The following is a 25478-nucleotide window of genomic DNA, read 5'->3' on the forward strand; positions in this document are numbered from 1 at the left end:
CACCCGCCGCTGGACCTTCGACACCAACTCCTCCACCAACAGCGGCAAGGGCTACGACGGCCAGGGCAACCACCAGCTGTCGGTCGCCGACGTCGACGGCGACGGCAGGGACGAGATCGTCTACGGCGCGATGGCCGTCGACGACAACGGCAACGCCCTGTGGACGACGAAGAACGGCCACGGCGACGCCCTGCACGTCGGCGACCTGGACCCGTCCCGGCCCGGCCTGGAGGAGTTCAAGGTCGACGAGGACGGCTCCAAGCCCTCGTCCTGGATGGCCGACGCCCGCACCGGCCAGATCCTCTGGTCCACGGCGCCGGGCGGCGACAACGGCCGTGGTGTCTCCGGCGACATCTGGGCCGGCAGTCCGGGCGCCGAGTCCTGGTCGTCGGCCGAGAGCGGCATCCGCGACCCCAAGGGCACGGTGGTCGCGAGCCGCAAGCCCTCCAGCACCAACTTCCTGGCCTGGTGGGACGGCGACCCCGTCCGTGAACTCCTCGACGGCACCCACATCGACAAGTACGGCACCTCGGGCGACACCCGCCTGCTGACGGCCTCCGGCGTCCACGCCAACAACGGCACCAAGTCGACCCCGTCCCTGTCCGGGGACATCCTCGGCGACTGGCGGGAGGAGGTCGTCTGGCCGACCAGCAACAACACGGCCCTGCGGATCTACTCCACTCCGTACGAGACGACCACGAGGATCACCACCCTGCTCCACGACACCCAGTACCGCACGGCCCTGGCCTGGCAGAACACCGCCTACAACCAGCCCCCGCACCCGAGTTTCTTCATCGGCTCCGGGATGGCCGCGGTACCGCGGCCCACGGTCCACACGCCGTAGCCGGGCGAACGACGGGCGAACGGACGAGGGGCGCGTGCCGAGTGCTTCGGCACGCGCCCCTCTTCGGTTCAGCCGGCCTTGCAGGTCTGGTCACCGACCTTGAAGGCCGCCGGTGCGCCGTTCGTCCCCGACCAGCTTCCCGTGAAGCCGAAGCCGGCCGACGAGCCCGCGGCCACGTTGGCGTTCCAACCGGTGTTCTTCGCCGTCACCGCGGCGCCCGACTGGGTGTACTCGGCGTTCCACAGCTGGGTGATCCTCTGCCCGTTCGGGAAGGACCAGGTGAGCGACCAGCCGTTCCAGGCCGTGGAGCCGGTGTTGGTCAGCTGCACCTCGGCCTGGAAGCCGTCGCCCCACTGGTTGGTGACCTTGTACGTCACCGCGCAGGCGCCCGTGCCTCCGTCCCCCGGGTCCCCGCCGCCCGGGTCGCCGCCGCCCGGGTTCCCGCCTCCGCCACTGGTGTCGGAGGTGTCGCCGTAGATCACGCCCCGCCCGTTGGTCGCCACGTACACCCGGCCGTAGACCCGCGGGTCGCCCGTGATCGCCGCGCCCGTCCAACCCCACTGATGGGCGTCGTCGTTGATGCGGGTCCAGCTCGTGCCCTTGTCGGTCGAGCGGAAGATGCCCCGCACCCCGCCGATCTTCGCGCTCGTGTAGAGCGTCTGGTACGAGGCGCCGCTCGCCGCCTTGCCGAAGCCGACGGTGTCGGCCTGCTCCACGTTCGTCAGCCTGGTGAAGCTCGTGCCGCCGTTCGTGGAGTGCCACAGCCCGTAGGCGCCGTCGCTCGCGCCGCCCGCCAGCCAGATGTCGCCCTTGCCGCCCGGCAGCGCCTTGAAGCGCACGCTGTCACCGCTCGGCAGACCGGAGGCCGACGACGCCGTGAAGGTCGCACCGCCGTCCGAACTGACGTAGAATCTGCCCGACTTGAAGCCGTAGAAGGTCTTCGGGTCCACCCGGTCGGACTCCACGACCGCACCCGCCGGGATCCCGGCCGACGCCGACCACGACGAGCCGAACCCCGTCGTGTACCGCACACCCGTCCCCGCCGGGCTCCACACGAACCGGCTGCCGTCCGCCCCGGCCGCGACCGTGCCGCCGCCGCTCACCCCCGAGGGGTCCGTGCCGGCGAACCAGTTGGCGCCGTTGTCGGTCGAGAAGGCGATGTGCGGTCCCGAGTCCAGGTCGCCCACCCGGACCACCGTGTTCGGGTTCGACTCGGCGAAGTCCAGGCTGGTGGTCGTGGTGAAGTTGGGGGAGGTGAACATCATCGACGGGACCTTCGTCAGATCCGTGTGCCGGAAGCCGCCGATGTCCCCCAGGGCGCTGAGCAGCGGAGCACCGGAGGGCGGGGAGGCCAGGTCGTTCACCGCGGTCTCCTCCAGGCCCTGCACCATCGGCTTCACGGCGAACTGGCCGCCGCCGTCCCACCTGGTGAGGTTCTCGGTGCCGTAGATCGTCGCGCCCGTGCCGTACATCATCCGGTCGGAGTCGAACGGGTCGATCTCCAGCGCCTCCGTCATCCAGCCCAGTTTCGGGGTCTGTTCGGGCGGCGAGGGGTTCGCGCCGAAGGTCAGCCACGGCGTGGACGACACGTCCATCGTGTAGCGGTTGGAGCGGTTCGGGTACGAGGTGTAGTCCCAGGCCTGCGTCCAGCTCGCGCCGCTGTTGGTGGAGCGGAAGATCTGGGTGTCCGGCCACCAGGAGCTGTAGGCCGTCGCCATCACCGTGCCCGGTTTCTGCCGGTCGACGGTCAGGCCGCTGAAGCCGTAGTAGGTGTCGGCCTCCGCGACCGGGCTGATGTTCGTCCAGGTGCCGGCCGCGGTCGCGTACCGCCACAACTGGCCCTTGCCGCCGTCGTACGGTCCGCCCTTGTCGCTGTAGGCGAGGTACAGGTAGCCGTTCTTCGCGTCCAGCACGCCCTTGTGGGCCAGGTACCCGGTCGGCTGACCGGACAGCCGCTGCCAGGTCGCGCCCGCGTCCGTCGAGCGGTAGACCGCGTTGGCCTTGTCGGCGACCCCGACGTAGATCGTCTTCGTCGCGTTGCCCGACGTGGCCGTGGACTCGTCGAAGGTGACCCAGACGACGCCCTGGTTGTCACTGGCGTAGCCGGACGTGTCGCCCGGGTCCTGCACGTAGTTGCCGGCGTTCGGGAAGCTGGTCACCCGCGACCAGGTCACTCCCGAGTCCGTCGACCGCCACAGGCCCTTGCCGCTGGGCGCGCCCAGGTACAGGACGCTGTTCCGGTTCGGGTCGACCGCCAGCCGCTCGCCCATCCCGCGCCCGGGCATGTTGCCGCCGAGCTTGAACGGCAGGTCGGTCCTCTGCCAGGTCGCGCCGCGGTCGGCGGACCTCAGCACGGCGCCGTTGCCCGGGTCCCAGCTGTTGGTGTACGTGCCGACGGCCGCGTACACCTTGTTCGGGGCGGCGGAGTCGGAGGCGAGGGAGACGACACCGGTGTGCCCCCAGTTGTCCCAGCCGACCGAGTCCAGCAGCGGGGCCCAGGTCTTCGTCGACTGCTGCCACCGGTAGGCGCCGCCGATGTCGGTGCGGGCGTAGACCAGGTTCTTCTCGCTGCGGTTGAAGACGATGCCGGGGACGAAGCCGCCCCCGTCGATACGGGCGTTCTTCCAGGTGTACGTGTCCGCCGCGACCGCGACGGGTGCGGCGGGCGTGGCCAGCGCGGACGGGGCGCCGGCCAGCAGTCCGGCGGCGAGCGCCAGCACGGCCGTGAGAACGCGGCCCCTGCGGGGAGTTCTTCGCACGGTGGGGCTCCTCTCGGAGGAGACAGGAGGAAGAGGCATGTGACGACCGGGCGGCCCCGTGAGGGGAACCGCCCGGTCAGGGGCCCCGTCGCCCGATGACGGGACCGTGCACACGGAGCTCGGGTCCTGTCGCCGGACTGCCGTCTGCCGGGCGACGCCTGGCCCGCACGCTCGCTGCGTTGCCGGAAGGCCCTAGTAGCTCCTCCCCCAAGCTCTTGACGAGCAGGGGGCACCCCCACCGAGGACCTTCCGGCGCCTTGCGATCGCACGCACCAGACGCCGCCCGGCCCGCCCTTCGGGCGGACGCCGCCAGTCCGGCGACAGGACCCGGCGGGGACTATTCGAGGAGCTCCGCGTACGAACCCATGGCGAGGGCGATGTCGGCCTGGGCCCAGAACCGGTGGTACGTGAAACTGGGGGCCGCGCCGCCCTTGAGGTAGGACTCGACCTTCGACCAGGCCGGGTCGTTCTTGTAGAAGGACCTGATCGAGCTGAACGTCGACGAGGAGTCGATCCTGTCGCCGTTCGGCATGGTGCCGGTCCAGCCGCTCGGCACGTACACCTTGTCGTTGAAGCGGCTGTAGTCGGTGCGGGTCTCCGGGACGGCGATGCCCAGGCTGTCCTGGTAGTTGCTCCACATGCCGTCCAGCAGCGCCTTCGCCGTCGACTTGGCCTGGGCGTCACCGGACCGGGCGGCGTAGTACGTCAGGGTCTTGGCGTACGCGGCGGCCACGCCGACGTCGTTGGTGTAGTCGGCGACGGTGACGTGCAGGTTGTTGTTGGCACCGGGGGAGGAGGCGTTCCAGGTGTCGGGCTGGCCCGACCACTGGAGGGTGGAGGGGATCCGGAAGGTGCCGTCGGGGTTGACGGTGGTCTTGGACAGCGCCCACTTGACCCACTTGTCGAGCACTGCCTTGGCCGTGGTGTTCCCCGTCTGCTGGTAGTACTCGGCGACCCGCTCCATCGACCAGGCCTGGAAGCCGAACCACTGGTTGGACGGCGGGTCGTGGTAGACCGGCTGCCAGTCGTAGTACATGCCGTAGAAGGTCGACGTGCCGGCCGGCGGGGTGGCGTACCGGCCCTGCCAGCTGTTGGTCGCGCCGCCCGCGATGCCGCCCTCGGAGGACTGCAGCCACCGGTAGAACTCCAGCTGGCGCTGGAGCGACTTGCTCCAGTCGGCCGCGCCGGTCGCCGACTTGGGCTTCAGGTCGGCGTAGCTGCTCAGCGCGTACGCGGCCAGGGGGTTCTGGTAGCCGCCGTGGGCGTGGCTGGAGCCGATGCGCCAGGCCCAGCCCGCCGAGGAGTCCGTCGCACCGCCCCAGGCGTAGTACCAGGACAGCAGGTAGTGCGAGGCGTCCTTGCCGGTGCCGGCCGGGCAGGAGGAGGCCCCGACACAGTTGCCGATCTTCTTGAAGTACTTGTCGAACATCGCGTACCGCAGGTAGTCGCCCATCTTCGCCGCCTTGGCGACGGTGGCCGACACGTCGGATCCCTTGCCTTGCGCCTTGGCCCACACATCGGCCCAGTACGCGGCCTGCACCGCACGCGCGTCGGCGTCCGGGGCGTTGGTGAACTTCCACTGCTTGGCGTAGGAGTCGTCCCCGGTGAACAGGTCCAGGTAGCCGTTCTTGCCGCCGTACTTGAAGGCGTCGCAGGTCGGCTGCGGCACCGTCTCCCAGACCGACTCCTCGGGGCCGCGCTGGAAGGTGTTGATGTACGACGGTCCGGTGGTCGTGGGTCCGGCCTCGCACTTGCCGGGCGCGTTGCCGTAGCCGTAGACGTTGTCGACGTCCTCGATCCAGTGCATGCCGTAGATGTCGTCCGTGCCGTACGCGGACTTCAGCTCACCCGCGATCGGGTCCGGGCCCACCGACACCCCGGTGTCGAGCCTGGCCGGGTACTGGTTGGGCGTGTCCATCTCGGGCGCGTACGTGGCCGGCTTGGAGGCGGTGTAGAAGGAGTTGGTCGACTGGTCGGCGTGGGTGGGGATCATGTACTTCTCCATGATCGACCAGGCGCCGTTGAACTTCGACCAGTCGCCCGTCACCTTGCCGTACATGGCCTGCAGCCAGAGCAGGTAGCTGTAGGCCTCCGACGTGGTCTCGTGACCGTGGTCGGGCGCCTCCACGATCAGGGTCTCCACCGAGTGGTAGGGGACGCCCTCGGGGGAGAAGTAGCCGTTCGCCGGGTTGGTGATCTTCCCGTAGAGGTCCAGGAAGCGGGCGTCGTACGCCTTGGAGGCCGCCAGCTGCGTCACGGTGACCGTGGCGTTGGTGTAGCCGGTCGCCGAGGCCGTGAAGACCGCCGAGCCGGTGCCGGAGGAGTTCGCGGTGATGGTCACCTTCTGCGCGGTGTTCCAGTTGGACGGCGTGAAGGTGAGCGAGGAGCCGCCGGTCACCGACAGGCCCGTGTTGCCGGACGTGCGGGCGACGCTCACCGTCACGTTCGCGCTCGGCTGGCTCGACAGCTTCACGTCGAAGGTGCCCGTCTTGCCCTGCTGGATGCCCAGTTGGGTCGGCGAGACGACCACGGCGGGACCCGAGGCGACCGTGATGCCGACCGGCGTGGACTCCGCGGAGGCGCCGAGGCTGTCATAGGCCTTCGCCACCAGGGAATGACTGCCCACGGTCAAGCCGGAGGCCGAGAGCGTGTACGGCGCGCTCGTGTCCGTGCCCAGCAGCTTCGTGTCGTCGTAGAACTCGACCTTGGTGATGGTCGCGTTGTCGGCCGCCGCGGCGGTCGCCGCGAGGGGTACCGCGGTGCCCTGGGTGTAGACCGCGCCCGGGGCCGGGCTGGTCAGCACCGTCACCGGCGGCTGGTGCGCGCCGGCGCAGGTGGTGCCGTTGACCGTGAAGCTCGTCGGGGCCGCGTTGGTGCCGCTGTAGCCGAACTGGGCACCGGTGTTCACCGCGGTCCCGGCGGCGATCGTCCCGTTGTACGACTCGTTCTTCACGGTGATCGTCTGACCGGACTGCGACCAGACGCCGTTCCAGCCGTTGGAGAGCTTCTGGTTGCCCGAGTAGGCGTACGTCAGCGTCCAGCCGTTGATGGCGTCCGTGCCGCGGTTGGTGATCGTGAGGTCGGCGGTGAAGCCGGAGCCCCAGTCGTTGGTCTTGTAGTCCACGCTGCACTGAAGGGGCGCCGCGTGCGCGGTGGTCGCACCCGTGGACAGCATGGCGAGGGGAAGCGTGAGGGCCGCCACGGCGGCGGTCCACAAGCGCCGCACAGCACGGCGTCTGCGTTGGGGATGCATGGTGCTGGTTCCTCCTTGCGGCTCGGGAGAGGTGGGGGAGGAGCGACAAGCCATGAACCAGTGGGAGCGCTCCCATAGTGCGTACGGGAGTCGAGGGGGTCAAGGTCCTTGAAGAGTCGAAAAGATTCGACTCTCATCAATCCACTTTCCCGACTGTTGAGTTGAGGAAGTTTGATGAAAGTCCGCACCCCCTCTGTCCTTCGCCGTCACTTGCCGCTACCTTCACTCGCACCAGTGGGAGCGATTCCATCAGTCGACGCGCCTGTCCCGGTGCGCCAGAGCTGCAAGGACTCGCTCATGCGACACCCCCCGCGTTCAGGTCTTTTAGCTGTCGCCGGTGCGGTCGCGCTCCTCGGGAGCGTGGTCGTACCGGCGGTCACGGCGCACGGAGCGGCACCCGCGTGCACGGTGGAGTACACGGTCACCAACCAGTGGGACGCCGGCTTCCAGGGCGACGTGAGGATAACCAACAACCAGGCTCCGCTGAGCAGCTGGAGCCTGACCTTCGACCTCACCGGCGGCCAGAAGGTCACCCAGGGCTGGAACGCCAAGTGGTCCCAGTCCGGCAGGACGGTGACCGCCGCCGGCGAGAGCTACAACGGCTCGCTCGGCACCGGCGCGAGCGTCAGCGCCGGGTTCCTCGCCTCCTGGTCGGGGAGCAACCCCCTGCCGACGGCGTTCAAGCTCAACGGCACCACGTGCAACGCCGGCTCGGACCCGTCCACACCCCCGACGGACCCGCCGCCGACCGATCCGCCGCCGGCCGGTGACGGCAAGGCACCCGCCCTGCGCGTCTCGGGCAACAAGTTCGTCGACGCCGGCGGGAAGAACCGCCGACTGCTCGGAGTCAACCGCTCCGGCGGCGAGTTCATGTGCGTCCAGGGCTACGGCATCTGGGACGGTCCCGTCGACGACGCCGCGATCAAGGCGATCGCCGACTGGAAGGCGAACGCCGTCCGGATCCCGCTCAACGAGGAGTGCTGGCTGGGACTTTCCCATATCAAACCCGAGTACGCGGGCGCCAACTACATCAGCGCCGTCAAGGACCTGGTGTCCCGTGTCGAGGCGCACGGCATGACCCCGGTGGTCGAACTGCACTGGACCTACGGCCAGTACACCGGCAACTCCGCGGGCTGCTCCGACGTGCACGCCACCTGCCAGAAGCCGATGCCGGACGCCCAGTACACGCCGTCGTTCTGGTCCTCGGTCGCGAACACCTTCAAGAACGACCAGGCCGTCGTCTTCGACCTGTTCAACGAGCCCTACCCGGACCGGGCGACCTCCAGTATCACGGACGCCTGGAAGTGCTGGCGCGACGGCGGCACCTGCCCGGGCATCGGCTACCGGGTCGCCGGCATGCAGTCCCTCGTCGACGCCGTCCGCGCGACCGGCGCCAGGAACGTCATCCTGGCCGGCGGGCTCGCGTACTCCAACGACCTCGGCCAGTGGCTGACGTACCGGCCCAGCGACCCGGCCGGCAATCTCGCCGCCTCCTACCACGTCTACAACTTCAACACCTGCTCCAGTGCGAGCTGCTGGAACTCCACGCTCGTCCCGGTCGCGGCCCAAGTGCCGCTGGTGGCCGGGGAGATCGGCGAGAACACCTGCTCGCACGGGTTCATCGACCAGGTCATGAAGTGGTTCGACGACCGCGGTCTGTCCTACCTCGGCTGGACCTGGAACACCTGGGACTGCTCCTCCGGGCCGTCCCTCATCTCCGCCTACGACGGTACGCCCACGGCGTTCGGCGTAGGGCTGCGCGACCACCTGCGCGCCTTGCCGCAGTAGGTCCCGCTCGGCAGGTCCCGCTCAGCAACTCCTGTTCAGCAACTCCTGTTCAGAAAGAGATCCGTTCAGAAGAAGGAGCAATCCGCACTCATGAGCCGTACCAGAACATCGATACTCGCCGCCATGGCCCTGGTCGCCGGGGTCACGGGGACGGCGCTGAGCGCCGGACCCGCCAGCGCCGGTGCCGCCGCCGTCCCCTGTACCGTCGACTACAAGACCAACGACTGGGGCTCCGGCTTCACCGCCGACGTCACCATCAAGAACAACGCTGCCGCCAAGTCCAGTTGGTCGCTGAAGTGGTCCTACGCCGGCAACCAGAAGGTCACCAGCGCCTGGAACGCGAAGGTCACCCAGAGCGGTGCCAACGTCACCGTGACCAACGAGAGCTACAACGGCAGCCTTCCCACGGGCGGTTCGGTCAACTTCGGCTTCCAGGGCACCTACAGCGGCACCAACGCGACCCCGGCCGCCTTCACCCTCGACGGTGTGACCTGCAACGTCGACAGCGGCGGCGGTGACCCCGGTGGCGGCGACCCCGGCCCCGGCAACGGAAGCCGCGTCGACAACCCGTACGTCGGAGCCAAGGTCTACGTGAACCCCGAGTGGTCCAAGAAGGCCGCCGCCGAGCCGGGCGGCAGCCGGGTCTCCAACCAGCCCACCGGCGTCTGGATGGACCGCATCGCCGCGATCAACGGCGTGAACGGCGGCATGGGCCTGCGCGCCCACCTCGACGAGGCCCTGAAGCAGAAGGGCAGCGGCGAGGAGGTCATCCAGGTCGTCATCTACGACCTGCCCGGACGCGACTGCGCGGCCCTCGCCTCCAACGGCGAACTCGGCCCGACGGAGATCGACAAGTACAAGACCCAGTTCATCGACCCGATCGCGGCGATCCTCGGCGACTCCAAGTACTCCTCGCTGCGGATCGTCACCACGATCGAGATCGACTCGCTGCCCAACCTCGTCACCAACACCGGCAGCCGCGCCACCGCCACACCGCAGTGCGACACGATGAAGGCCAACGGCAACTACATCAAGGGTGTCGGCTACGCGCTCGCCAAGCTCGGCAAGATCCCGAACGTCTACAACTACGTGGACGCCGGCCACCACGGCTGGATCGGCTGGGACGACAACTTCGGCCCGTCGGCCGAGCTGTTCAAGCAGGCGGCCACGAGCGAGGGCGCGTCCGTCAACGACGTGGCCGGGTTCATCACCAACACGGCCAACTACAGCACCCTGAAGGAGAACAACTTCTCGATCGGCGACCAGGTGAACGGCGTCTCGGTGCGCCAGTCCAAGTGGGTGGACTGGAACCAGTACGTCGACGAGCTGTCGTTCGCGCAGGCCTTCCGCCAGAAGCTCGTCTCGCTCGGCTTCAACCAGAACATCGGCATGCTGATCGACACCTCCAGGAACGGCTGGGGCGGATCGGCACGCCCGGCCGGTCCGGGGCCCAAGACCAGCGTGGACACGTACGTCGACGGCGGGCGCTACGACCGGCGCATCAACCCGGGCAACTGGTGCAACCAGGCGGGCGCCGGCCTCGGCGAGCGTCCGAAGGCCGCACCGGCCGCCGGCATCGACGCGTACGTGTGGATGAAGCCTCCGGGGGAGTCCGACGGTTCCAGCTCGGCGATCCCGAACGACGAGGGCAAGGGCTTCGACCGGATGTGCGACCCGACGTACGGGGGCAACCCCCGCAACAACAACAGCATGTCGGGCGCGCTGCCGAACGCTCCGGTGTCCGGGCACTGGTTCTCCGCCCAGTTCCAGGAGCTGATGAAGAACGCCTACCCGGCGTTGTAGTGAGTCTTCGCCGAGCCGGGGTGACCTTCGGGTGACCCCGCGTGAACCAGTGATCCGCCGGGGGCCGACGCCCCCGGCGGATCACCGCGTCCCCGGGTTTTTGCCGCCCCGGCAACAGGAGTGGCCCCTCGGTGGTGCGTCGGCGCAGGCTGGGCGCAACCACAGGAGAGGCGGACGACCATGGCGCACGAGCACCGGGAGCACCGGGGCCACGACGAGCACCAGCACCACCGGCACCACCACGGGGACACCGACATCGACTGGGCCGCGATGGCTCAGCACCTGGAGTCCCAGGCGGAACTGTTCGCCCCCCTCTACGAGCGGGCCATGGCCTGGCTGGCGGAGGAGGTGACCGAGCCCGGCCTGATCGTCGACACCGGCAGCGGACCCGGGGTGGTCTCCTGCCTGTTCGCCGAGACCTTCCCGGGCGCCCGGGTGGTCGCCGTGGACGGCTCCGAGCCGCTCCTGGAGCGGGCCCGCGCCCGGGCCGCCCGCCTGGGCCTCGCCGACCGCTTCACTGCGGTCACCGGTGAACTCCCGGACGTGCTCGGCGAGTTGGACTACCCGGCCGACCTGCTGTGGGCCAGCAACAGTCTGCACCACCTGGGCGACCAGCGGGCCGCTCTCGCCGCGTTCGCCGAGCGCCTGGCGCCCGGCGGCACCCTCGCCCTGCTGGAGGGCGGACTGCCGGCCCGCTTCCTGCCCCGGGACATCGGCATCGGCCGCCCGGGCCTCCAGGCCCGCCTCGACGTGGTGCAGGAGGACCGGTTCATACGGATGCGGGCCGAACTGCCCGGTTCGGTCGCCGAGACCGAGGACTGGCCGGCGCTGCTGACGGCCGCGGGCCTGAAGCCCACCCGCACCCGCAGCTTCCTGCTGGACCTGCCCGCCCCGGTCTCCGACCGGGCCCGCGCCCACGTCGCCGACACCCTGAACCGGCTGCGCGAATCCCTCGGGGACGGCCTCGACGAGGACGACCGCGCCACCCTCGACCGTCTCCTCGACCCCGAGGACGAGGCGAGCGTGCACCGCCGCAAGGACGTGTTCGTGCTGAAGGCGTACACCGTGTACACGGCCGTACGGACCTCCTGAGCACGTCGGTCCCCGCCACCGGCGCGCGGCACGCGGTGCGCCGCGTGCCGGTGGCGGGTGCCGGATGTCAGGCCACGTCGAAGGTCGCCGGGTCCGGACCGATGCGCCGGTCCTCGTTCAGCGCGCCGATCGCCGCGAGGTCCTCGCCGTCCAGACTGAAGTCGAAGACCTCGATGTTCTCCTTGATCCGGGACGGCGTCACCGACTTCGGGATCACGATGTTGCCCAGCTGCAGGTGCCAGCGCAGCACGATCTGGGCCGGGGTGCGGTTGTGCTTCTGCGCGATCGCGACGATCGCCGGAACCTCCAGCAGGCCCTTGCCCTGGCCGAGCGGCGACCAGGCCTCGGTGGCGATGCCCTGCTTCGCGTGGTACTCACGGGCGGCGTGCTGCTGCAGGTGCGGGTGCAGTTCGATCTGGTTGACCGCCGGGACCACCGAGGTCTCGGCGGTCAGGCGCTCCAGGTGCTCGGGAAGGAAGTTGGAGACGCCGATCGCCCGGACACGCCCCTCGGCGTGCAGCTTCTCGAACGCCCGGTAGGTGTCGACGAACTTCCCCTTGGCCGGCGTCGGCCAGTGGATCAGGTACAGGTCCACGTACTCCAGGCCGAGCTTGCCCAGCGACGTGTCGAAGGCGCGCAGCGCGGAGTCGTACCCCTGGTCGCTGTTCCAGAGCTTGGTGGTGACGAAGACTTCCTCGCGGGGGATGCCGGAGGCGGCGACGGCCCTGCCGGTGCCCTCCTCGTTGCCGTAGAGCGCCGCTGTGTCGATGCTGCGGTATCCGGCCTCCAGCGCGGTGGCGACGGCCCGCTCCGCCTCGTCGTCCGGCACCTGCCAGACACCGAAGCCCAGCTGGGGCATCTCGACGCCGTTGTTGAGGATGATCGGGGGGACCTTGCTGCTCACGAGATCTTGATCCTTCGGTTGTGGTCAAGTCGTCAGGTGGTACTCCATCGTCAACGATCAAGACCCGCACCGCATTCCTGACCCGCGCGGTGCACCGGCTCAGCCCTGGTACAGCGCCTCCACCTCGTCGGCGTACGCCTTCTCGATGGCCTTGCGCTTGAGCTTCAGGGACGGGGTCAGCAGGCCGTGCTCCTCGGTGAACGGCTGGGCGAGGATGCGGAAGGTGCGGATGGCCTCGGCCCGTGAGACCAGCGTGTTGGCGGCGACCACCGCGCGCCGCACCTCCGTCTCCAGGTCGGCGTCGAGCACCAGCCGCGCCACCGGCATCCGCGGCTTGCCGCGCATCCGCAGCCAGTGCTCGACGGCCTCCTGGTCGAGGGTGACCAGGGCGGCGACGTAGGGGCGGTCGTTGCCGACGACGACGCACTGGGAGACCAGCGGGTGGTCGCGCACCCGCTCCTCCAGCAGGCTCGGCGAGACGCTCTTGCCGCCGGAGGTCACCAGGATCTCCTTCTTGCGCCCGGTGATGGTCAGATAGCCGTCCTCGTCGAGGAAGCCGAGGTCGCCGGTGGCCAGCCAGCCGTCGTGCAGGGTCTCGTCGGTGGCCTTCGGGTCGTTGAGGTAGCCCCGGAAGACGTTGCCGCCGTTCAGCCAGACCTCGCCGTCGTCGGCGATGTGCACGGTGACGCCCGGTACGGGCTGCCCGACGGTGCCGTAGCGGGTGCGTCCGGGCGGGTTGGCGGTGGCGGCCGCGGTGGACTCGGTCAGGCCGTAGCCCTCGTAGATCCGCACACCGGCGCCCGCGAAGAACAGTCCGAGCCGCCGGTCCATGGCCGAGCCGCCGGACATGGCGTTGCGTATGCGGCCGCCCATGGCCGCGCGCACCTTGGAGTAGACGAGCTTGTCGAAGAACTGGTGCTGCATCCGCAGACCGGCCGAGGGGCCGGGTCCGGTGCCCCACGCCTTGGCCTCGACGGCCTCCGCGTACCGCACGGCCACCTCGACGGCCTTCTCGAAGGGCCCCTCCTTGCCCTCCGCCTCCGCCTTGCGCCGGGCCGCGCCGAACACCTTCTCGAAGATGTACGGCACCGCGAGGACGAACGTCGGCCCGAACGCCTGCAGGTCGGGCAGCAGGGCGGCGGCGTTCAGCTGCGGCTGGTGGCCGAAGCGGACCTTGCCGCGGACCGCCGCCACCTCCACCATCCGCCCGAAGACGTGCGCGAGCGGCAGGAACAGCAGCGTGGCCGCCTCGTCGCCCTTCCTGCCGCGGAACACCGGCTCCCAGCGATCGAGGACCGTGTCCGCCTCGTACATGAAGTTGCCGTGCGACAGGACGCAGCCCTTGGGCCGCCCGGTGGTGCCGGAGGTGTAGATCACCGTCGCGACCGAGTCCGGGGTGACCGCCTCCCGGTGCCGGCGGACCACGTCGTCGTCGATGCGCGCGCCCGCGTCGTACAGCTCCCGCACGGCGCCGGCGTCCAGCTGCCACAGCCGGCGCAGCAGCGGCAGCCGGTCGATGACGGTGGCGATCGTCATCGCGTGGTCCTCGTGCTCCACGACCGCAGCCGACACCTCGGCGTCGTACAGCATCCAGAAGCACTGCTCGGCCGAGGAGGTCGGATAGACCGGCACCACCTGGGCGCCGATCGTCCACAGCGCGAAGTCGAGCAGCGTCCACTCGTAGCGGGTGCGGGACATGATCGCGACCCGGTCGCCGAAGCGGACGCCCTGCGCCAGCAGGCCCTTGGCGAGGGCCAGCACCTCGTCGCGGAACTCGGCACAGGTCACGTCGCGCCAGTTCCCCTGCTCGTCCTTGCGGCCGAGCGCGACGTGCAGCGGATCGTCCTGGGCGTGCTGGAAGACGACGTCGGCCAGCCCGCCCACCGGCGGTGGCAACGTCACGGGAGGGCTGGTGAACTCGCGCAAACCCGCTCCTCCTCGTGCCGCTCTCCTCGTGACGCTCCGCACAGCGCCGTGAAAGCTACCCCACGGTGTGGCGGGGCGGACAGAAAACTTACGGTTCCGTACCTTTCGGTACCGTAATCTCCACTGAATCTGTACGACCCGAGGACGGCCCTTCGGCCGTTCCGCAAGACCACTCGCGTGGTACGGCGGATTCCCGGCCGTTCCGGTGGGGAGGACGATGGAGAGGGGACACCCCGTCGGTCCCGTCCGTCGGTCCCGTACCGCCGACGGACACGCGCGAGTGAAGTACTGGAGCACCGTGAAACGCCCGCACTGGCCGAGCCGGCTGCCGATCGACCCGTACATAGTGCTGCTGATCGGCACGGTGGGCCTCGCCGCGCTCCTGCCCGCCCGCGGCACGGCCGCCCACGTGGCCTCGGGCGCCTCCACCGCCGCGATCGCCTTCCTGTTCTTCCTCTACGGCGCCCGCCTGTCCACCCGTGAGGCGCTGGACGGCCTGAAGCACTGGCGACTGCACGTCACGGTCCTGGCCTGCACTTTCGTCGTCTTCCCCCTGCTGGGCCTGGCCGCCCGCGGCCTGGTCCCGGCCGTCCTGACCCAGCCGCTCTACCAGGGCCTGCTCTTCCTCACCCTCGTCCCGTCGACCATCCAGTCGTCGATCGCCTTCACCTCCATCGCCCGCGGCAACGTGCCCGCCGCGATCTGCGCCGGCTCCTTCTCCTCCCTGGTCGGCATCGTCCTCACCCCGCTCCTGGCGGCCGTGCTCCTGGGCAACCGCGGCGGCGGCTTCTCCGCGCACTCACTGGTCACGATCGTGCTGCAGCTGCTCGTGCCGTTCGCCGCCGGACAGGTGCTGCGTCCCTGGATCGGCCGTTTCGTCGCCCGGCACAGAAAGGTCCTCGGACTCGTCGACCGCGGCGCGATCCTGCTCGTCGTCTACACCGCGTTCAGCGAGGGCATGGTCCGCGGCATCTGGCACCAGGTGAGCCCCGCGCGGCTGGGCGCCCTGCTCGGGGTGGAGGCCGTACTGCTCGCCGTGATGCTGGCCCTGACCTGGTACGGCACCCGGGCGCTGGGCTTCGGCCGGGCCGACCGCGTCGCCATCCAGTTCGCCGGCTCGAAGAAGTCCCTGGCCTCCGGCCTGCCCATGGCCAGTGTCCTGTTCGGCGCCCAGGCCTCCCTCGCCGTACTGCCGCTGATGCTCTTCCACCAGATGCAGCTCATGGTCTGCGCGGTGATCGCCAAGCGCCGCTCCCACGACCCCGAGGCCCGGCAGGAGGCCACTCCGGTCGAGGTGGGCTACGCCCGCGACTGACTGGGCGTTGATCGAGCCGGTGCTGAGCGCCCGGCGGGCCGAGCGGCGCCGGCACGCGCTGGACATCGGGCGCCCGCCCGCGCACGATCTGCGCGGGATCATGAACGCGATCCTGTACGTGGACCGCACCGGAGTGCAGTGACGCCGCCTGCCGTCAGCGTGCGTACTCGACGCACAGAGCGTCGAGCTCCATGGCCAGGGTGTAGGTGAAGTCGATGCGGCAGCACACCGCCTCGGCGGCCTGCCGGTGCGACAGGTCGAGCAGGGAACCGCAGCACACCGATGGTGGCCGACCGGGCGGGTGAAAGACCGGGGCGCCCATCGCGCGGGTACCGGTCGGCGAAGTCCTCGGCGCACCACAGCCCGTCCAGCCGGTCCCGCACCCGCGTCGCCGTCGTACCTCCCGGAGCGCTCGCCCGCGCGACCTGCGCGGTCAGGGACGGAACCTGCTCGCCGGAACGAGGACGGAGGGGCGACGGACACCTCGACAACCGCACCGGCCTTCGAAGCAGCCCCGAGCATGCCTCCTGATCATGCTGCCGCACCGGGAAGCTCCAAGATCACTGACAGAGCCGAGCACAAGTTGCGGTTATCTCTCGCAGTAATAGAAAGGAAGTTATGCATCTGTCACCGCAGGAGCAGGAAAAGCTTCTGATCTACGTTGCTGCCCAACTCGCCCGCAGTCGGCTGGAGCGGGGGGTGCGGCTGAATTACCCGGAAGCGATCGCGCTGATCACCGAGCACGTCGTCGAGGGAGCGCGTGACGGGCGCAGCGTGTCCGAGCTGATGTCCAGTGGACGCCACGTTCTCGAACGCGAGCAAGTCATGGAAGGTGTCCCGGAGATGATCGACGACGTACAGGTCGAGGCGACCTTCCCGGATGGAACCAAGCTGGTCACCGTGCACTCGCCGATCACCTAGGAGGGCCCGTGCTGCCAGGAGAGATCATTCCCGCGGACGAAGCCGTGCCGTTGAACCCCGGACGTGTCCGCACGCGGATCCGCGTGGTGAACCACGCGGACCGGCCGGTGCAGATCGGTTCGCACTACCACTTCGCCGCCACCAATCCCGAGCTGGAGTTCGACCGCCGGGCCGCGTGGGGGCAGCGACTGGACATTCCGGCCGGTACCGCCGTGCGCTTCGAGCCCGGCGTCGAGCGGGAGGTGATGCTGGTCCCCATCGCCGGGCTCCGCAGGATCCGGGGGCTGCGCCTGGAATGGGCCGGTGATCTGGACAGCCGGGACCACCAGCCGACCGAATTCGTCTATGGAAGCAAGGGCGAAGGACACCGATGACCTCGGACGAGAACACGCCGCAGATCGACCGTGCACGTTACGTCGAGTTGTTCGGCCCCACTACAGGTGACCGAGTGCGCCTGGCCGACACCGACCTGTTCATCGAGGTCACCGAGGATCGCTGCCTGGGGCCGCACGGTTCCGGCGACGAGTCCGTGTTCGGCGGCGGCAAGGTGGTCCGCGAGTCGATGGGGCAGTCGATGGCGATCCGCGCCGAGGGCACGGCGGACGTGGTCATCACCGGCGCCGTGATCCTGGACCACTGGGGGGTGGTCAAGGCCGATGTCGGCATCCGCGACGGACGCATCGTCGGCATCGGCAAGGCAGGCAACCCGAACGCCGCCGACGGCATCGATCCGGCGCTGGTGATCGGTCCGTCGACGGAGATCATCACGGGGAACGGCCGGATCCTCACCGCCGGGGCGATCGACTGCCACGTTCACTTCATCGATCCCCGATCGATCGACGTCGCGCTGGCTTCGGGAACGACGACACTGATCGGTGGCGGTACCGGGCCGGCAGACGGCTCCAGGGCGACCACGGTGACACCGGGCGACTGGAACATCGGGCGTATGCTGCAGGCCCTCGACGGCGTCCCGGTGAACGTCCTGCTGCTCGGCAAGGGCAACACCATGCGCAGCGAAGCACTGGCCGAGCAGCTGCGCGGGGGCGCCGGGGGGCTGAAGCTGCACGAGGACTGGGGATGCACCCCCGCGGTGATCGACAACGCCCTGCGCATCGCCGAGGAATCCGGTGTGCAGATCGCGATCCACAGCGACACCCTCAACGAGTCCGGCTTCCTCGAGTCCACCCTGGAGGCCATCAACGGCCGGTCGATCAACGCGTACCACGCCGAGGGCGCCGGCGGAGGGCACGCACCGGACATCATCCGGATCGTCTCCGAGCCGCACATCCTTCCGTCCTCGACGAACCCGACCCTTCCGCACACCGTGAACACGATCGACGAGCATCTCGACATGCTCATGGTGTGCCATCACCTGAAGCCGTCGATTCCGGAGGATCTGGCCTTCGCCGAAAGCCGTATCCGACCGACCACGATCGCTGCCGAGGACGTGCTGCACGACCTGGGCGCGATCTCCATGGTCAGTTCCGACGGGCAGGCCATGGGGCGCATCGGCGAGGTCGTCATGCGCACCTGGCAGACCGCACACGTCATGAAACGGCATCGGGGTTCGCTTCCGGGCGACAACCACGCGGACAACATGCGCGCCCGCCGGTACATCGCCAAATACACGATCAACCCGGCGATCACGCACGGCATCCAGGACGCAGTCGGTTCGGTCGAAGTCGGCAAGATCGCCGACCTGGTGCTGTGGGAACCGAAGTTCTTCGGCGTCAAGCCCCACATGGTCCTCAAGGGCGGGTTCGCCGCGCGGGCCGCGCTGGGCGATGCCAACGCCTCGATCCCCACACCGCAGCCGGTGCTCTCGCGTCCCGTGTTCGGGTCGCACCTGAAGTCGGCCGCGGCGAGCAGCGTGGCCTTCGTCTCCCCGACAGCGCTGGACGCCGAGCTCCCCGAACGGCTGCGTCTGTTCCGTAGGCTCGTCGGTGTCACCAGCACCCGCTCGACCACCAAGGCCGACCTGCCGCTCAACGACGCCACTCCGGACATCCGGGTGGACCCGGACAGTTTCGCGGTGCGCATCGACGGGGAACTCGTCGAACCGGACCCGGTCTCGGAGCTGCCGATGGCGCAACGCTACTTCCTGTTCTGACGATGTCGTGCTCGCTGGCTGTGCTGACCCTTGCCGACGCTCGTTTTCCAGGCGGTGGCCACGTGCACTCGGGCGGGGTGGAGGAAGCTGTGCACCGAGGTCTGGTCACCGGCCCCGGCGAACTGCGGGAGTTCCTGTTCGGACGGCTGCGGAGCGCGGGTTGCCTGGCCGCGGTGTTCGCCGCCGCCGCCGCTCACGCGGCCGGCGCGGGAGCCGACGGTCGGCACTGGCGGCGGCTGGACTCCGAGATCGACGCGCGCACGCCGTCCCCCGCGCAGCGAGAGGCGTCTCGCGCGCAGGGGCGCGGGACCGCGCGTGCCGGCCGTGTCGCCTGGCCCTCGGCAGCGCTCGACGCGTTGCTGGCGGTGTCCACGAGACCACACCACCCGGCTGTCATCGGCGCCCTGACCGGGGGCGCGCGTGCGGGCACACCGCGGGAGGCCGCCGCTGTGGCGGCGTACCTGTCGATCAGCGGCCCCGCTTCGGCCGCTGTGCGGCTGCTGGGGCTCGATCCCTTCGCCGCGAACGCCGCCGTGGCCGCACTCGGGCCGGATCTCGAACGCATCACCGAGTACGCCGCTTCCGTGGCCGGGCGCGACCCGGCCGCTCTACCCGCGGTGGGCGCTCCCGCGCTCGATCTGCTGGCGCAGGCCCACCAACGACACCATCGAGACGAGGTGCGGCTCTTTGCCAGCTGACCACGACCACCAGCACGACCACGACCACCGGCACCCGGTGGGCTTCGATCCGACCGTGCCGGAACCAGACCCCTTCGGCCCTGCGTCCACCGTAGGACGCCCGCTGCGCATCGGGCTGGGCGGTCCGGTCGGAAGCGGGAAAACCGCACTGGTCGCCGCCCTGTGCCGCTCCCTGGGTGCCGATGTCGACCTTGCCGTGGTCACCAACGACATCTACACGACCGAGGACGCCGACTTCCTCCTCCGCAACGGTGTCCTCGCCCCGGACCGGATCGAGGCCGTGCAGACCGGGGCGTGCCCGCACACCGCGATCCGCGACGACATCACGGCCAACCTCGACGCCGTCGAACGCCTGGAGCAGCGCCACCCCGGTCTGCGCCTGATCCTGATCGAAAGCGGCGGCGACAACCTGACGGCAGTGTTCAGCCGCGGGCTGGCCGACGCCCAGATCTTCGTCGTGGACGTCGCCGGAGGCGACAAAGTGCCCCGCAAGGGCGGTCCCGGCGTGACCACGGCCGACCTGTTGGTCATCAACAAGACCGACCTGGCCGAGCGGGTCGGTGCGGACATGGCGGTCATGACCGCCGACGCGCACCGCATGCGCGGCGAGCTTCCGGTGATCGCCCAATCGCTGACCGACACCCCCGAAGCGCCCGAGGTGACGGCCTGGGTCCGGGCGCAGTTGGTGCGATGAGGGCCCGCGCGCACCTGACCGTGGAGCTCGACTCGCGGGGCCGCAACGTCGTCCGGGAGCTGTCCTCGGCCTCGCCGCTGACCCTGATGCCCCGGCGCGGGGCCGTCCGACTCGCCGCGGGACCGACGGATCGGGCGGTGGTGCACCTGGTCAACTCGGCAACGGCCCCACTCGGCGGAGACGAGCTGGACCTGCGGGTGCGGGTCGGAGCGGGCGCGCGCCTGCTGCTGCGCGGTGTCGCCGCCACCCTGGTGCTGCCCGGACACCGCCGGGGCAGCAGTCGCAGCACCGTGCACGTCGAGGTCGCCGAGGGCGGCACCCTCGAATACCTGCCGGAACACACCGTGGTGACCGCCCGCGCCGAGCACGAGGCCGAGTTCCGGGCGGAGCTGGCGGAGGATGCGCTCCTGCGCTGCCGCGAGGTACTGGTACTCGGGCGCAGCAATGAGCGTCCCGGTCTGCTGAGGACCTCCACGCACGTCACGCGCGGGGAGGTACCGCTGGTGCGGCAGACACTCGAACTCGGAAACTCCCGCCTGGAGGCCAGTGCCGGCTATCTCGCCGGGGCGCGGGTCGTGGCCACCGAATCCGTGGTCTGGAAGAACGACCCGGTGGCGCCGACGAGCGGCGAGTGGTGGTCGTTGACCCCGCTGGCCGCCGGCGGGGCGACGGCCACCGCCCTCGCTCCCGACGCGGTGACCGCGCGGCACCGGCTGACCGAAGCCCTTCGGACGCATCCGGACGGGAAGGAGCTCGTGAGGGAACACTGGTGAGCACGAAGACACTCCCACCGGAACATCGGAACGCCCTCGGCCTCGAAGCACTGCGGGGGCTCCCACGTGGAGTCGCACAGGTCTACCTGCAGAACAACACGCTCACCGGTGTGCTGTTCCTGGTGGGGCTGTTCATCTCCGGCGAGATAGCCGGGCTGAGCGCACTGCTCGGAAGCGCGGTCGGGATCGCCACCGCCGCGCTGTTGCGGGTACCGGCCGAGCGGATCGGACAGGGACTCTACGGCTTCAACGCCGTCCTGGTCGCCCTGGGAGCCGCCGGCTCGTTCCGGCCGCTGTGGCTCACCGCACTCGTCGCTGCCGGGGGCGCGGTGGTAGCCACGCTGCTCACGCACGTCGCCCAGTACTTCCTGCGCGTACCGGCCTACACCGCGCCCTTCGTGTTCACCTACTGGCTACTGGAATACCTGCATGAGTCCAGGCACTGGCCTTCGGCACCACCGGCCCACCGCTTTCTCGGACTGGGCATTTTCGCCAGCGAGGCCGAGGTCTTCCTCGTGACAGGTCTGCTGCCGGGCCTGTTCGTCCTCGCCGGACTCGCGGTCTCACGGTGGACCCTGGCAGTGGGAGCCTTCGCGGCCGCACTGGTGACGTACGGAATCGTGCGGGGACTTCCGCTGTTCCCGCCCAACGAGATCACCACCGGCGTCTACGGCTTCAACGCCGTGCTCGTCACGGTGGGGATGCTCAGCACCGGCAGAGGATGGCGAGCATGCGTCCTTGCTGTTCCCGCCGTGCTGCTGTTGCAGGCCGGGATCGAAGCGATCGGACTCACTCCGGCCACGTTTCCTTTCGTGCTGGCGATGTGGTGCGCCGACCTCTGGCGTGCTCGCTCGATGCACGAGAAGTAACCGGGCGTAGGCCGGCTCGGTGATGCCGGCAGGCGCTGGTGGCGTGCATGCGCGCCGCGGAAATCCGGCTCTTCGCTCCTTCCCGGACGTGGTGCGGCCGCGTCGACCGCCCCGGCCCGCGGGTGGGAAGACCCTCGACCTGCACATGACCCGCATCGGCCTGTGGACGGGGACGCACGAACCCGGGGAACGGGGCAACCGCCTGCTTGTGCCGGCGGGCGGGGTGCTGTGGTTTCTCGTCGAAGGCCATGCCCACAACAGGCACCCCCGGCTCAGCCCCTCACCCTCACCCTCACCCCACACCCTCCCGCAAAGCCACCCGCCCCTCGCCCGCGTAGATGTTCATGGAGTTCCCCCGCAGGAACCCCACCAGCGTCAACCCCGTCTCCGCCGCCAGGTCCACCGCCAGCGACGACGGCGCCGAGACCGCCGCCAGCACGGGAATCCCCGCCATGACGGCCTTCTGCGCCAGCTCGAAGGAGGCCCGCCCGGACACCAGCAGGATCGCCCGGGACAGCGGCAGCCGCCCGCTCCGCAGCGCCCGCCCGATCAGCTTGTCGACGGCGTTGTGGCGGCCCACGTCCTCCCGTATGTCCAGCAGCTCGCCGCCCTCGTCGAACAGGGCCGCCGCGTGCAGGCCGCCGGTGCGGTCGAAGACGCGCTGGGCGGCGCGCAGCCGGTCGGGGAGGCTCGCGAGGAGCTCGGGCCCGACACGGACCGGAGGGGTGTCCGAGATCGGCCAGCGGGCGGTGGTGCGGACCGCGTCCAGGCTGGCCTTGCCGCACAGACCGCAGGAGGACGTCGTGTACACGTTGCGCTCCAAGGTGATGTCCGGCAGCACGACGTCCGCCGCCGTCCTCACGTCCACCACGTTGTACGTGTTACGGCCCTCCGCGGTCGCCCCCGCGCAGTACACGATGTTCAGCACGTCGGACGCCGAGCCCAGAACCCCCTCGCTCACCAGGAACCCGGCCGCCAGCGCGAAGTCGTCGCCCGGGGTGCGCATGGTGATCGCGAGCGGTTTGCCGTTCAGCCGGATCTCCAGCGGTTCCTCGGCCACCAGCGTGTCCGGGCGGGACGAGACGGCCCCGTCGCGGATGCGGATCACCTTGCGTCGTTCCGTGACTCGTCCCATTCACTTCTCCCCAGGAGATCTTGCGATCGATCAGATTATCGAGGACATCCGACCTTCTGACAGAAGCCGACAACCCGGGTGCCCGTTTCCTGTGCCTTCACCTGCGGGGTTACCCATGAGTCACTGATCAGACTGGTGAACCCCGCCACCCATGGCAAGCAAGCAACGAGGGGGATCGTCATGAACGGCTCACGCATCGCCGCCGTCGGTCACTACCAGCCCGCCAAGGTTCTCACCAACGAGGACGTGGCCCGTCTGGTGGACACCAGCGACGAGTGGATCAGGAGCCGGGTGGGGATCCGGACCCGGCACATCGCCGGGCCGGACGAGCCGGTGGACGAGCTCGCCGCGCACGCCGCCGCCAAGGCGCTCGCGGCGGCGGGGCTCACGCCCGCCGACATCGACCTGATCCTGGTCGCCACCTCCACGGCCATCGACCGCTCCCCGAACACCGCGGCCCGCGTGGCGGCCCGGCTCGGCGTGCCGAGCCCCGCCGCCATGGACGTCAACGTCGTCTGCGCCGGTTTCACCCACGCCCTGGCCACCGCCGACCACACCGTGCGCGCCGGTGCCGCCACCCGCGCCCTGGTCATCGGCGCCGACAAGATGTCCGACGTGACCGACTGGAGCGACCGGACGACCTGTGTGCTCGTCGGTGACGGGGCCGGCGCCGCCGTGGTCGAGGCCTGCCCGCCGGGAGCGGCGCCGGGGATCGGGCCGGTGCTGTGGGGTTCGGTGCCGGAGATGGGGCACGCGGTACGGATCGAGGGCACGCCCCCGCGGTTCGCGCAGGAGGGGCAGAGCGTCTACCGGTGGGCCACCACGCGACTGCCGCCGCTGGCCCGGCAGGCCTGCGAGCGGGCCGGCCTCGCGCCCGAGGAGCTCGCCGCGGTCGTGCTGCACCAGGCCAACCTGCGCATCATCGAACCGCTCGCCGCGAGGCTGGGGGCCGTCAACGCCGTGGTCGCCCGGGACGTGAGCGAGTCCGGCAACACCTCGGCCGCGAGCATCCCGCTGGCCCTGTCCAAGCTGGTCGAACAGGGCGCCGTCACCACCGGCGACCCGGTCCTCCTCTTCGGCTTCGGCGGCAACCTCTCGTACGCCGGGCAGGTCGTCCGCTGCCCGTGAGGCCCGCGTCCGCGACGTGCCCCGCCCCCACTTTGTCCTCTCCCTGGAAAAAGTGGGGGTCAATCCGTGCGCAACTTCTTCCCACTTCCAGCAGTCACTGCTACGGTCCCCTCGAAACCAAGTCGGCCAGATGGCCGAAAAGCCGCGTGAGCAGGCCGGATTGAGGCGGGGAGGGGCTCGTGAGACGGATGACGGCACGACCCGCCAACGCACACCAGGCCCGGCTGCTGAAGCTGCTGCGCGACGGGGGCCCCAGATCCCGGGCACAGCTCGGTGACCGGGTCGACCTGTCCCGGTCGAAGCTGGCCGTGGAGGTGGACCGGCTCCTGGAGACGGGACTGGTCGTCGCCGACGGACTCGCCGCCTCCCGCGGCGGCCGCCGCTCCCACAACGTGCGCCTCGCACCCGGCCTGCGCTTCCTGGGCGTGGACATCGGCGCGACCTCGGTCGACGTCGCCGTCACCAACGCCGAACTGGAGGTGCTGGGACACCTCAACCAGCCGATGGACGTGCGCGAGGGCCCCGTGGCGGTCTTCGAGCAGGTCCTCGCCATGGCCGCGAAGCTGCGGGCCTCGGGGCTCGCGGAGGGGTACGACGGCGCCGGCATCGGTGTCCCCGGCCCCGTCCGCTTCCCCGAGGGCGTCCCCGTGGCGCCCCCGATCATGCCGGGCTGGGACGGCTTCCCCGTGCGGGAGGCGCTCAGCCAGGAACTCGGCTGCCCGGTCATGGTCGACAACGACGTGAACCTCATGGCGATGGGGGAGCAGCACGCGGGCGTCGCCCGCTCCGTGGGCGACTTCCTCTGCATCAAGATCGGTACCGGCATCGGCTGCGGCATCGTCGTCGGTGGCGAGGTCCACCGCGGTACGACGGGCAGCGCGGGCGACATCGGGCACATCCAGGCCGTGCCCGACGGACGCCCGTGCGCCTGCGGCAACCGGGGCTGTCTGGAGGCCCACTTCAGCGGCGCCGCCCTCGCCCGCGACGCACTGGAAGCCGCCCAGCAGGGTCTGTCACCCGAACTCGCGACCCGGCTGGAGGCGAACGGCCGGCTCACCGCCGTCGACGTCGCCGCCGCTGCCGCCGCGGGCGACCCCACCTCGCTCGGCCTGATCCGGCAGGGCGGAACCCGCACCGGTCAGGTCATCGCCGGACTCGTCTCCTTCTTCAACCCCGGCCTGGTGGTGATCGGCGGCGGGGTCACCGGCCTCGGCCACACCCTCCTCGCCGCCATCCGCACCCAGGTCTACCGGCAGTCGCTCCCGCTGGCGACCGGCAACCTCCCCATCGTCCTGGGCGAGTTGGGCCCGAAAGCCGGCGTGATCGGCGCGGCCCGGCTCATCAGCGACCACCTGTTCTCGCCGGCCTGACCGGCGCGCACGACCCCGCACCACCAGCACGTCCGGCACCACCGGCACGCCCCGCACCACAGCACCACCGGCACGCCCCGCACCACAGCACCACCG

19 protein-coding genes and 2 pseudogenes are annotated in these 25478 nt (G+C 70.1%); 15 read left to right on the plus strand and 6 right to left on the minus strand.

Annotated features, from left to right (window positions below):
* A pseudogene (locus tag RH94_RS45100) lies at positions 1-844 on the plus strand (rhamnogalacturonan lyase family protein); the annotation flags it as partial.
* A gap of 68 nt (positions 845-912) precedes the next feature.
* On the opposite strand, the gene RH94_RS31465 reads toward RH94_RS45100, so the two are convergent.
* Complete coding sequence (locus RH94_RS31465) at positions 913-3603, minus strand: cellulose binding domain-containing protein (RefSeq protein WP_234426160.1); 2691 nt, start codon at positions 3601-3603, stop codon at positions 913-915.
* Between the two features lie 337 nt (positions 3604-3940).
* Complete coding sequence (locus RH94_RS31470) at positions 3941-6856, minus strand: glycoside hydrolase family 48 protein (RefSeq protein ID WP_073951744.1); 2916 nt, start codon at positions 6854-6856, stop codon at positions 3941-3943.
* Between the two features lie 297 nt (positions 6857-7153).
* Between RH94_RS31470 and RH94_RS31475 the strand changes: the two genes are divergently transcribed.
* The 3 genes from RH94_RS31475 to RH94_RS31485 all read left to right on the plus strand — a co-directional run bounded on the left by RH94_RS31475 (position 7154) and on the right by RH94_RS31485 (position 11539).
* A complete protein-coding gene (locus RH94_RS31475; RefSeq protein WP_199881104.1) occupies positions 7154-8644 on the plus strand; it encodes a cellulase family glycosylhydrolase in 1491 nt (496 codons plus the stop codon).
* 90 nt (positions 8645-8734) lie between these two features.
* A complete protein-coding gene (locus tag RH94_RS31480) occupies positions 8735-10447 on the plus strand; it encodes a glycoside hydrolase family 6 protein (protein ID WP_073951746.1) in 1713 nt (570 codons plus the stop codon).
* Between the two features lie 180 nt (positions 10448-10627).
* A complete protein-coding gene (locus RH94_RS31485; RefSeq protein WP_073951747.1) occupies positions 10628-11539 on the plus strand; it encodes a class I SAM-dependent methyltransferase in 912 nt (303 codons plus the stop codon).
* 67 nt (positions 11540-11606) lie between these two features.
* On the opposite strand, the gene RH94_RS31490 is transcribed toward RH94_RS31485, so the two are convergent.
* Entirely contained in the window at positions 11607-12443 is an 837-nt protein-coding gene (locus tag RH94_RS31490; protein ID WP_073951748.1) for an aldo/keto reductase, read from the minus strand.
* Positions 12444-12542: 99 nt separating this feature from the next.
* Complete coding sequence (locus RH94_RS31495; protein ID WP_073951749.1) at positions 12543-14369, minus strand: AMP-dependent synthetase/ligase; 1827 nt, start codon at positions 14367-14369, stop codon at positions 12543-12545.
* A gap of 298 nt (positions 14370-14667) precedes the next feature.
* Between RH94_RS31495 and RH94_RS31500 the strand changes: the two genes are divergently transcribed.
* A complete protein-coding gene (locus RH94_RS31500; RefSeq protein ID WP_073951779.1) occupies positions 14668-15684 on the plus strand; it encodes a bile acid:sodium symporter family protein in 1017 nt (338 codons plus the stop codon).
* Between the two features lie 7 nt (positions 15685-15691).
* Positions 15692-15820 (plus strand): annotated as a pseudogene (locus RH94_RS31505) (IS5 family transposase); the annotation flags it as partial.
* Between the two features lie 18 nt (positions 15821-15838).
* Here the strand turns inward: RH94_RS31505 and RH94_RS46230 are convergent.
* A complete protein-coding gene (locus tag RH94_RS46230) occupies positions 15839-15964 on the minus strand; it encodes a hypothetical protein (protein WP_267893412.1) in 126 nt (41 codons plus the stop codon).
* Between the two features lie 338 nt (positions 15965-16302).
* Between RH94_RS46230 and RH94_RS31515 the strand changes: the two genes are divergently transcribed.
* The 7 genes from RH94_RS31515 to RH94_RS31545 are packed head-to-tail and all read left to right on the plus strand — an operon-like array spanning position 16303 to position 21749.
* Positions 16303-16605, plus strand: coding sequence for an urease subunit gamma (locus tag RH94_RS31515; protein WP_073951750.1), 303 nt, complete (start codon positions 16303-16305; stop codon positions 16603-16605).
* Positions 16606-16613: 8 nt separating this feature from the next.
* Entirely contained in the window at positions 16614-16979 is a 366-nt protein-coding gene (locus tag RH94_RS31520) for an urease subunit beta (protein ID WP_073951751.1), read from the plus strand.
* Complete coding sequence (locus tag RH94_RS31525; protein WP_073951752.1) at positions 16976-18715, plus strand: urease subunit alpha; 1740 nt, start codon at positions 16976-16978, stop codon at positions 18713-18715. The genes RH94_RS31520 and RH94_RS31525 overlap by 4 nt, the downstream gene beginning before the upstream one ends.
* A 2-nt stretch (positions 18716-18717) precedes the next feature.
* Positions 18718-19413 carry an urease accessory protein UreF gene (locus tag RH94_RS31530; RefSeq protein ID WP_073951753.1) on the plus strand — a complete coding sequence of 232 codons (696 nt, stop codon included), beginning with the start codon at positions 18718-18720 and terminating at the stop codon, positions 19411-19413.
* On the plus strand, positions 19403-20107 hold the full coding sequence (ureG, locus tag RH94_RS31535; protein WP_073951754.1) for an urease accessory protein UreG: 705 nt from the start codon (positions 19403-19405) through the stop codon (positions 20105-20107). The genes RH94_RS31530 and ureG overlap by 11 nt, the downstream gene beginning before the upstream one ends.
* Positions 20104-20880, plus strand: coding sequence for an urease accessory protein UreD (locus tag RH94_RS31540; protein ID WP_073951755.1), 777 nt, complete (start codon positions 20104-20106; stop codon positions 20878-20880). Before ureG ends, RH94_RS31540 begins: the two co-directional genes overlap by 4 nt.
* A complete protein-coding gene (locus tag RH94_RS31545) occupies positions 20877-21749 on the plus strand; it encodes an urea transporter (RefSeq protein WP_073951756.1) in 873 nt (290 codons plus the stop codon). Before RH94_RS31540 ends, RH94_RS31545 begins: the two co-directional genes overlap by 4 nt.
* A 292-nt stretch (positions 21750-22041) precedes the next feature.
* Here the strand turns inward: RH94_RS31545 and fdhD are convergent, their stop codons facing one another.
* Entirely contained in the window at positions 22042-22884 is an 843-nt protein-coding gene (gene fdhD, locus RH94_RS31550; RefSeq protein ID WP_073951757.1) for a formate dehydrogenase accessory sulfurtransferase FdhD, read from the minus strand.
* 180 nt (positions 22885-23064) lie between these two features.
* Here fdhD and RH94_RS31555 point away from each other — a divergent pair, with 180 nt between their 5' ends.
* Both RH94_RS31555 and RH94_RS31560 read left to right on the plus strand, forming a co-directional pair.
* Positions 23065-24012: a beta-ketoacyl-ACP synthase III gene (locus tag RH94_RS31555; RefSeq protein WP_073951758.1), complete on the plus strand. Its 948-nt coding sequence runs from the start codon at positions 23065-23067 to the stop codon at positions 24010-24012.
* A gap of 188 nt (positions 24013-24200) precedes the next feature.
* Positions 24201-25382, plus strand: a complete 1182-nt coding sequence (locus RH94_RS31560) for an ROK family transcriptional regulator (RefSeq protein WP_073951759.1) — start codon at positions 24201-24203, stop codon at positions 25380-25382.
* Positions 25383-25478: the final 96 nt, after the last annotated feature.

The sequence above is a fragment of the Streptomyces kebangsaanensis genome, from assembly GCF_001906585.1.
GTDB classification, from domain to species: Bacteria; Actinomycetota; Actinomycetes; order Streptomycetales; family Streptomycetaceae; genus Streptomyces; species Streptomyces kebangsaanensis.

Coding starts and splice junctions, on each gene's coding strand:
- RH94_RS31470 (WP_073951744.1), bottom strand. CDS start 6,856: ATGCATCCCCAACGCAGACGCCGTGCTGTGCGGCGCTTGTGGACCGCC.
- RH94_RS31475 (WP_199881104.1), top strand. CDS start 7,154: ATGCGACACCCCCCGCGTTCAGGTCTTTTAGCTGTCGCCGGTGCGGTC.
- RH94_RS31480 (WP_073951746.1), top strand. CDS start 8,735: ATGAGCCGTACCAGAACATCGATACTCGCCGCCATGGCCCTGGTCGCC.
- RH94_RS31485 (WP_073951747.1), top strand. CDS start 10,628: ATGGCGCACGAGCACCGGGAGCACCGGGGCCACGACGAGCACCAGCAC.
- RH94_RS31515 (WP_073951750.1), top strand. CDS start 16,303: ATGCATCTGTCACCGCAGGAGCAGGAAAAGCTTCTGATCTACGTTGCT.
- RH94_RS31525 (WP_073951752.1), top strand. CDS start 16,976: ATGACCTCGGACGAGAACACGCCGCAGATCGACCGTGCACGTTACGTC.
- RH94_RS31530 (WP_073951753.1), top strand. CDS start 18,718: ATGTCGTGCTCGCTGGCTGTGCTGACCCTTGCCGACGCTCGTTTTCCA.
- RH94_RS31540 (WP_073951755.1), top strand. CDS start 20,104: ATGAGGGCCCGCGCGCACCTGACCGTGGAGCTCGACTCGCGGGGCCGC.
- fdhD (WP_073951757.1), bottom strand. CDS start 22,884: ATGGGACGAGTCACGGAACGACGCAAGGTGATCCGCATCCGCGACGGG.
- RH94_RS31555 (WP_073951758.1), top strand. CDS start 23,065: ATGAACGGCTCACGCATCGCCGCCGTCGGTCACTACCAGCCCGCCAAG.
- RH94_RS31560 (WP_073951759.1), top strand. CDS start 24,201: ATGACGGCACGACCCGCCAACGCACACCAGGCCCGGCTGCTGAAGCTG.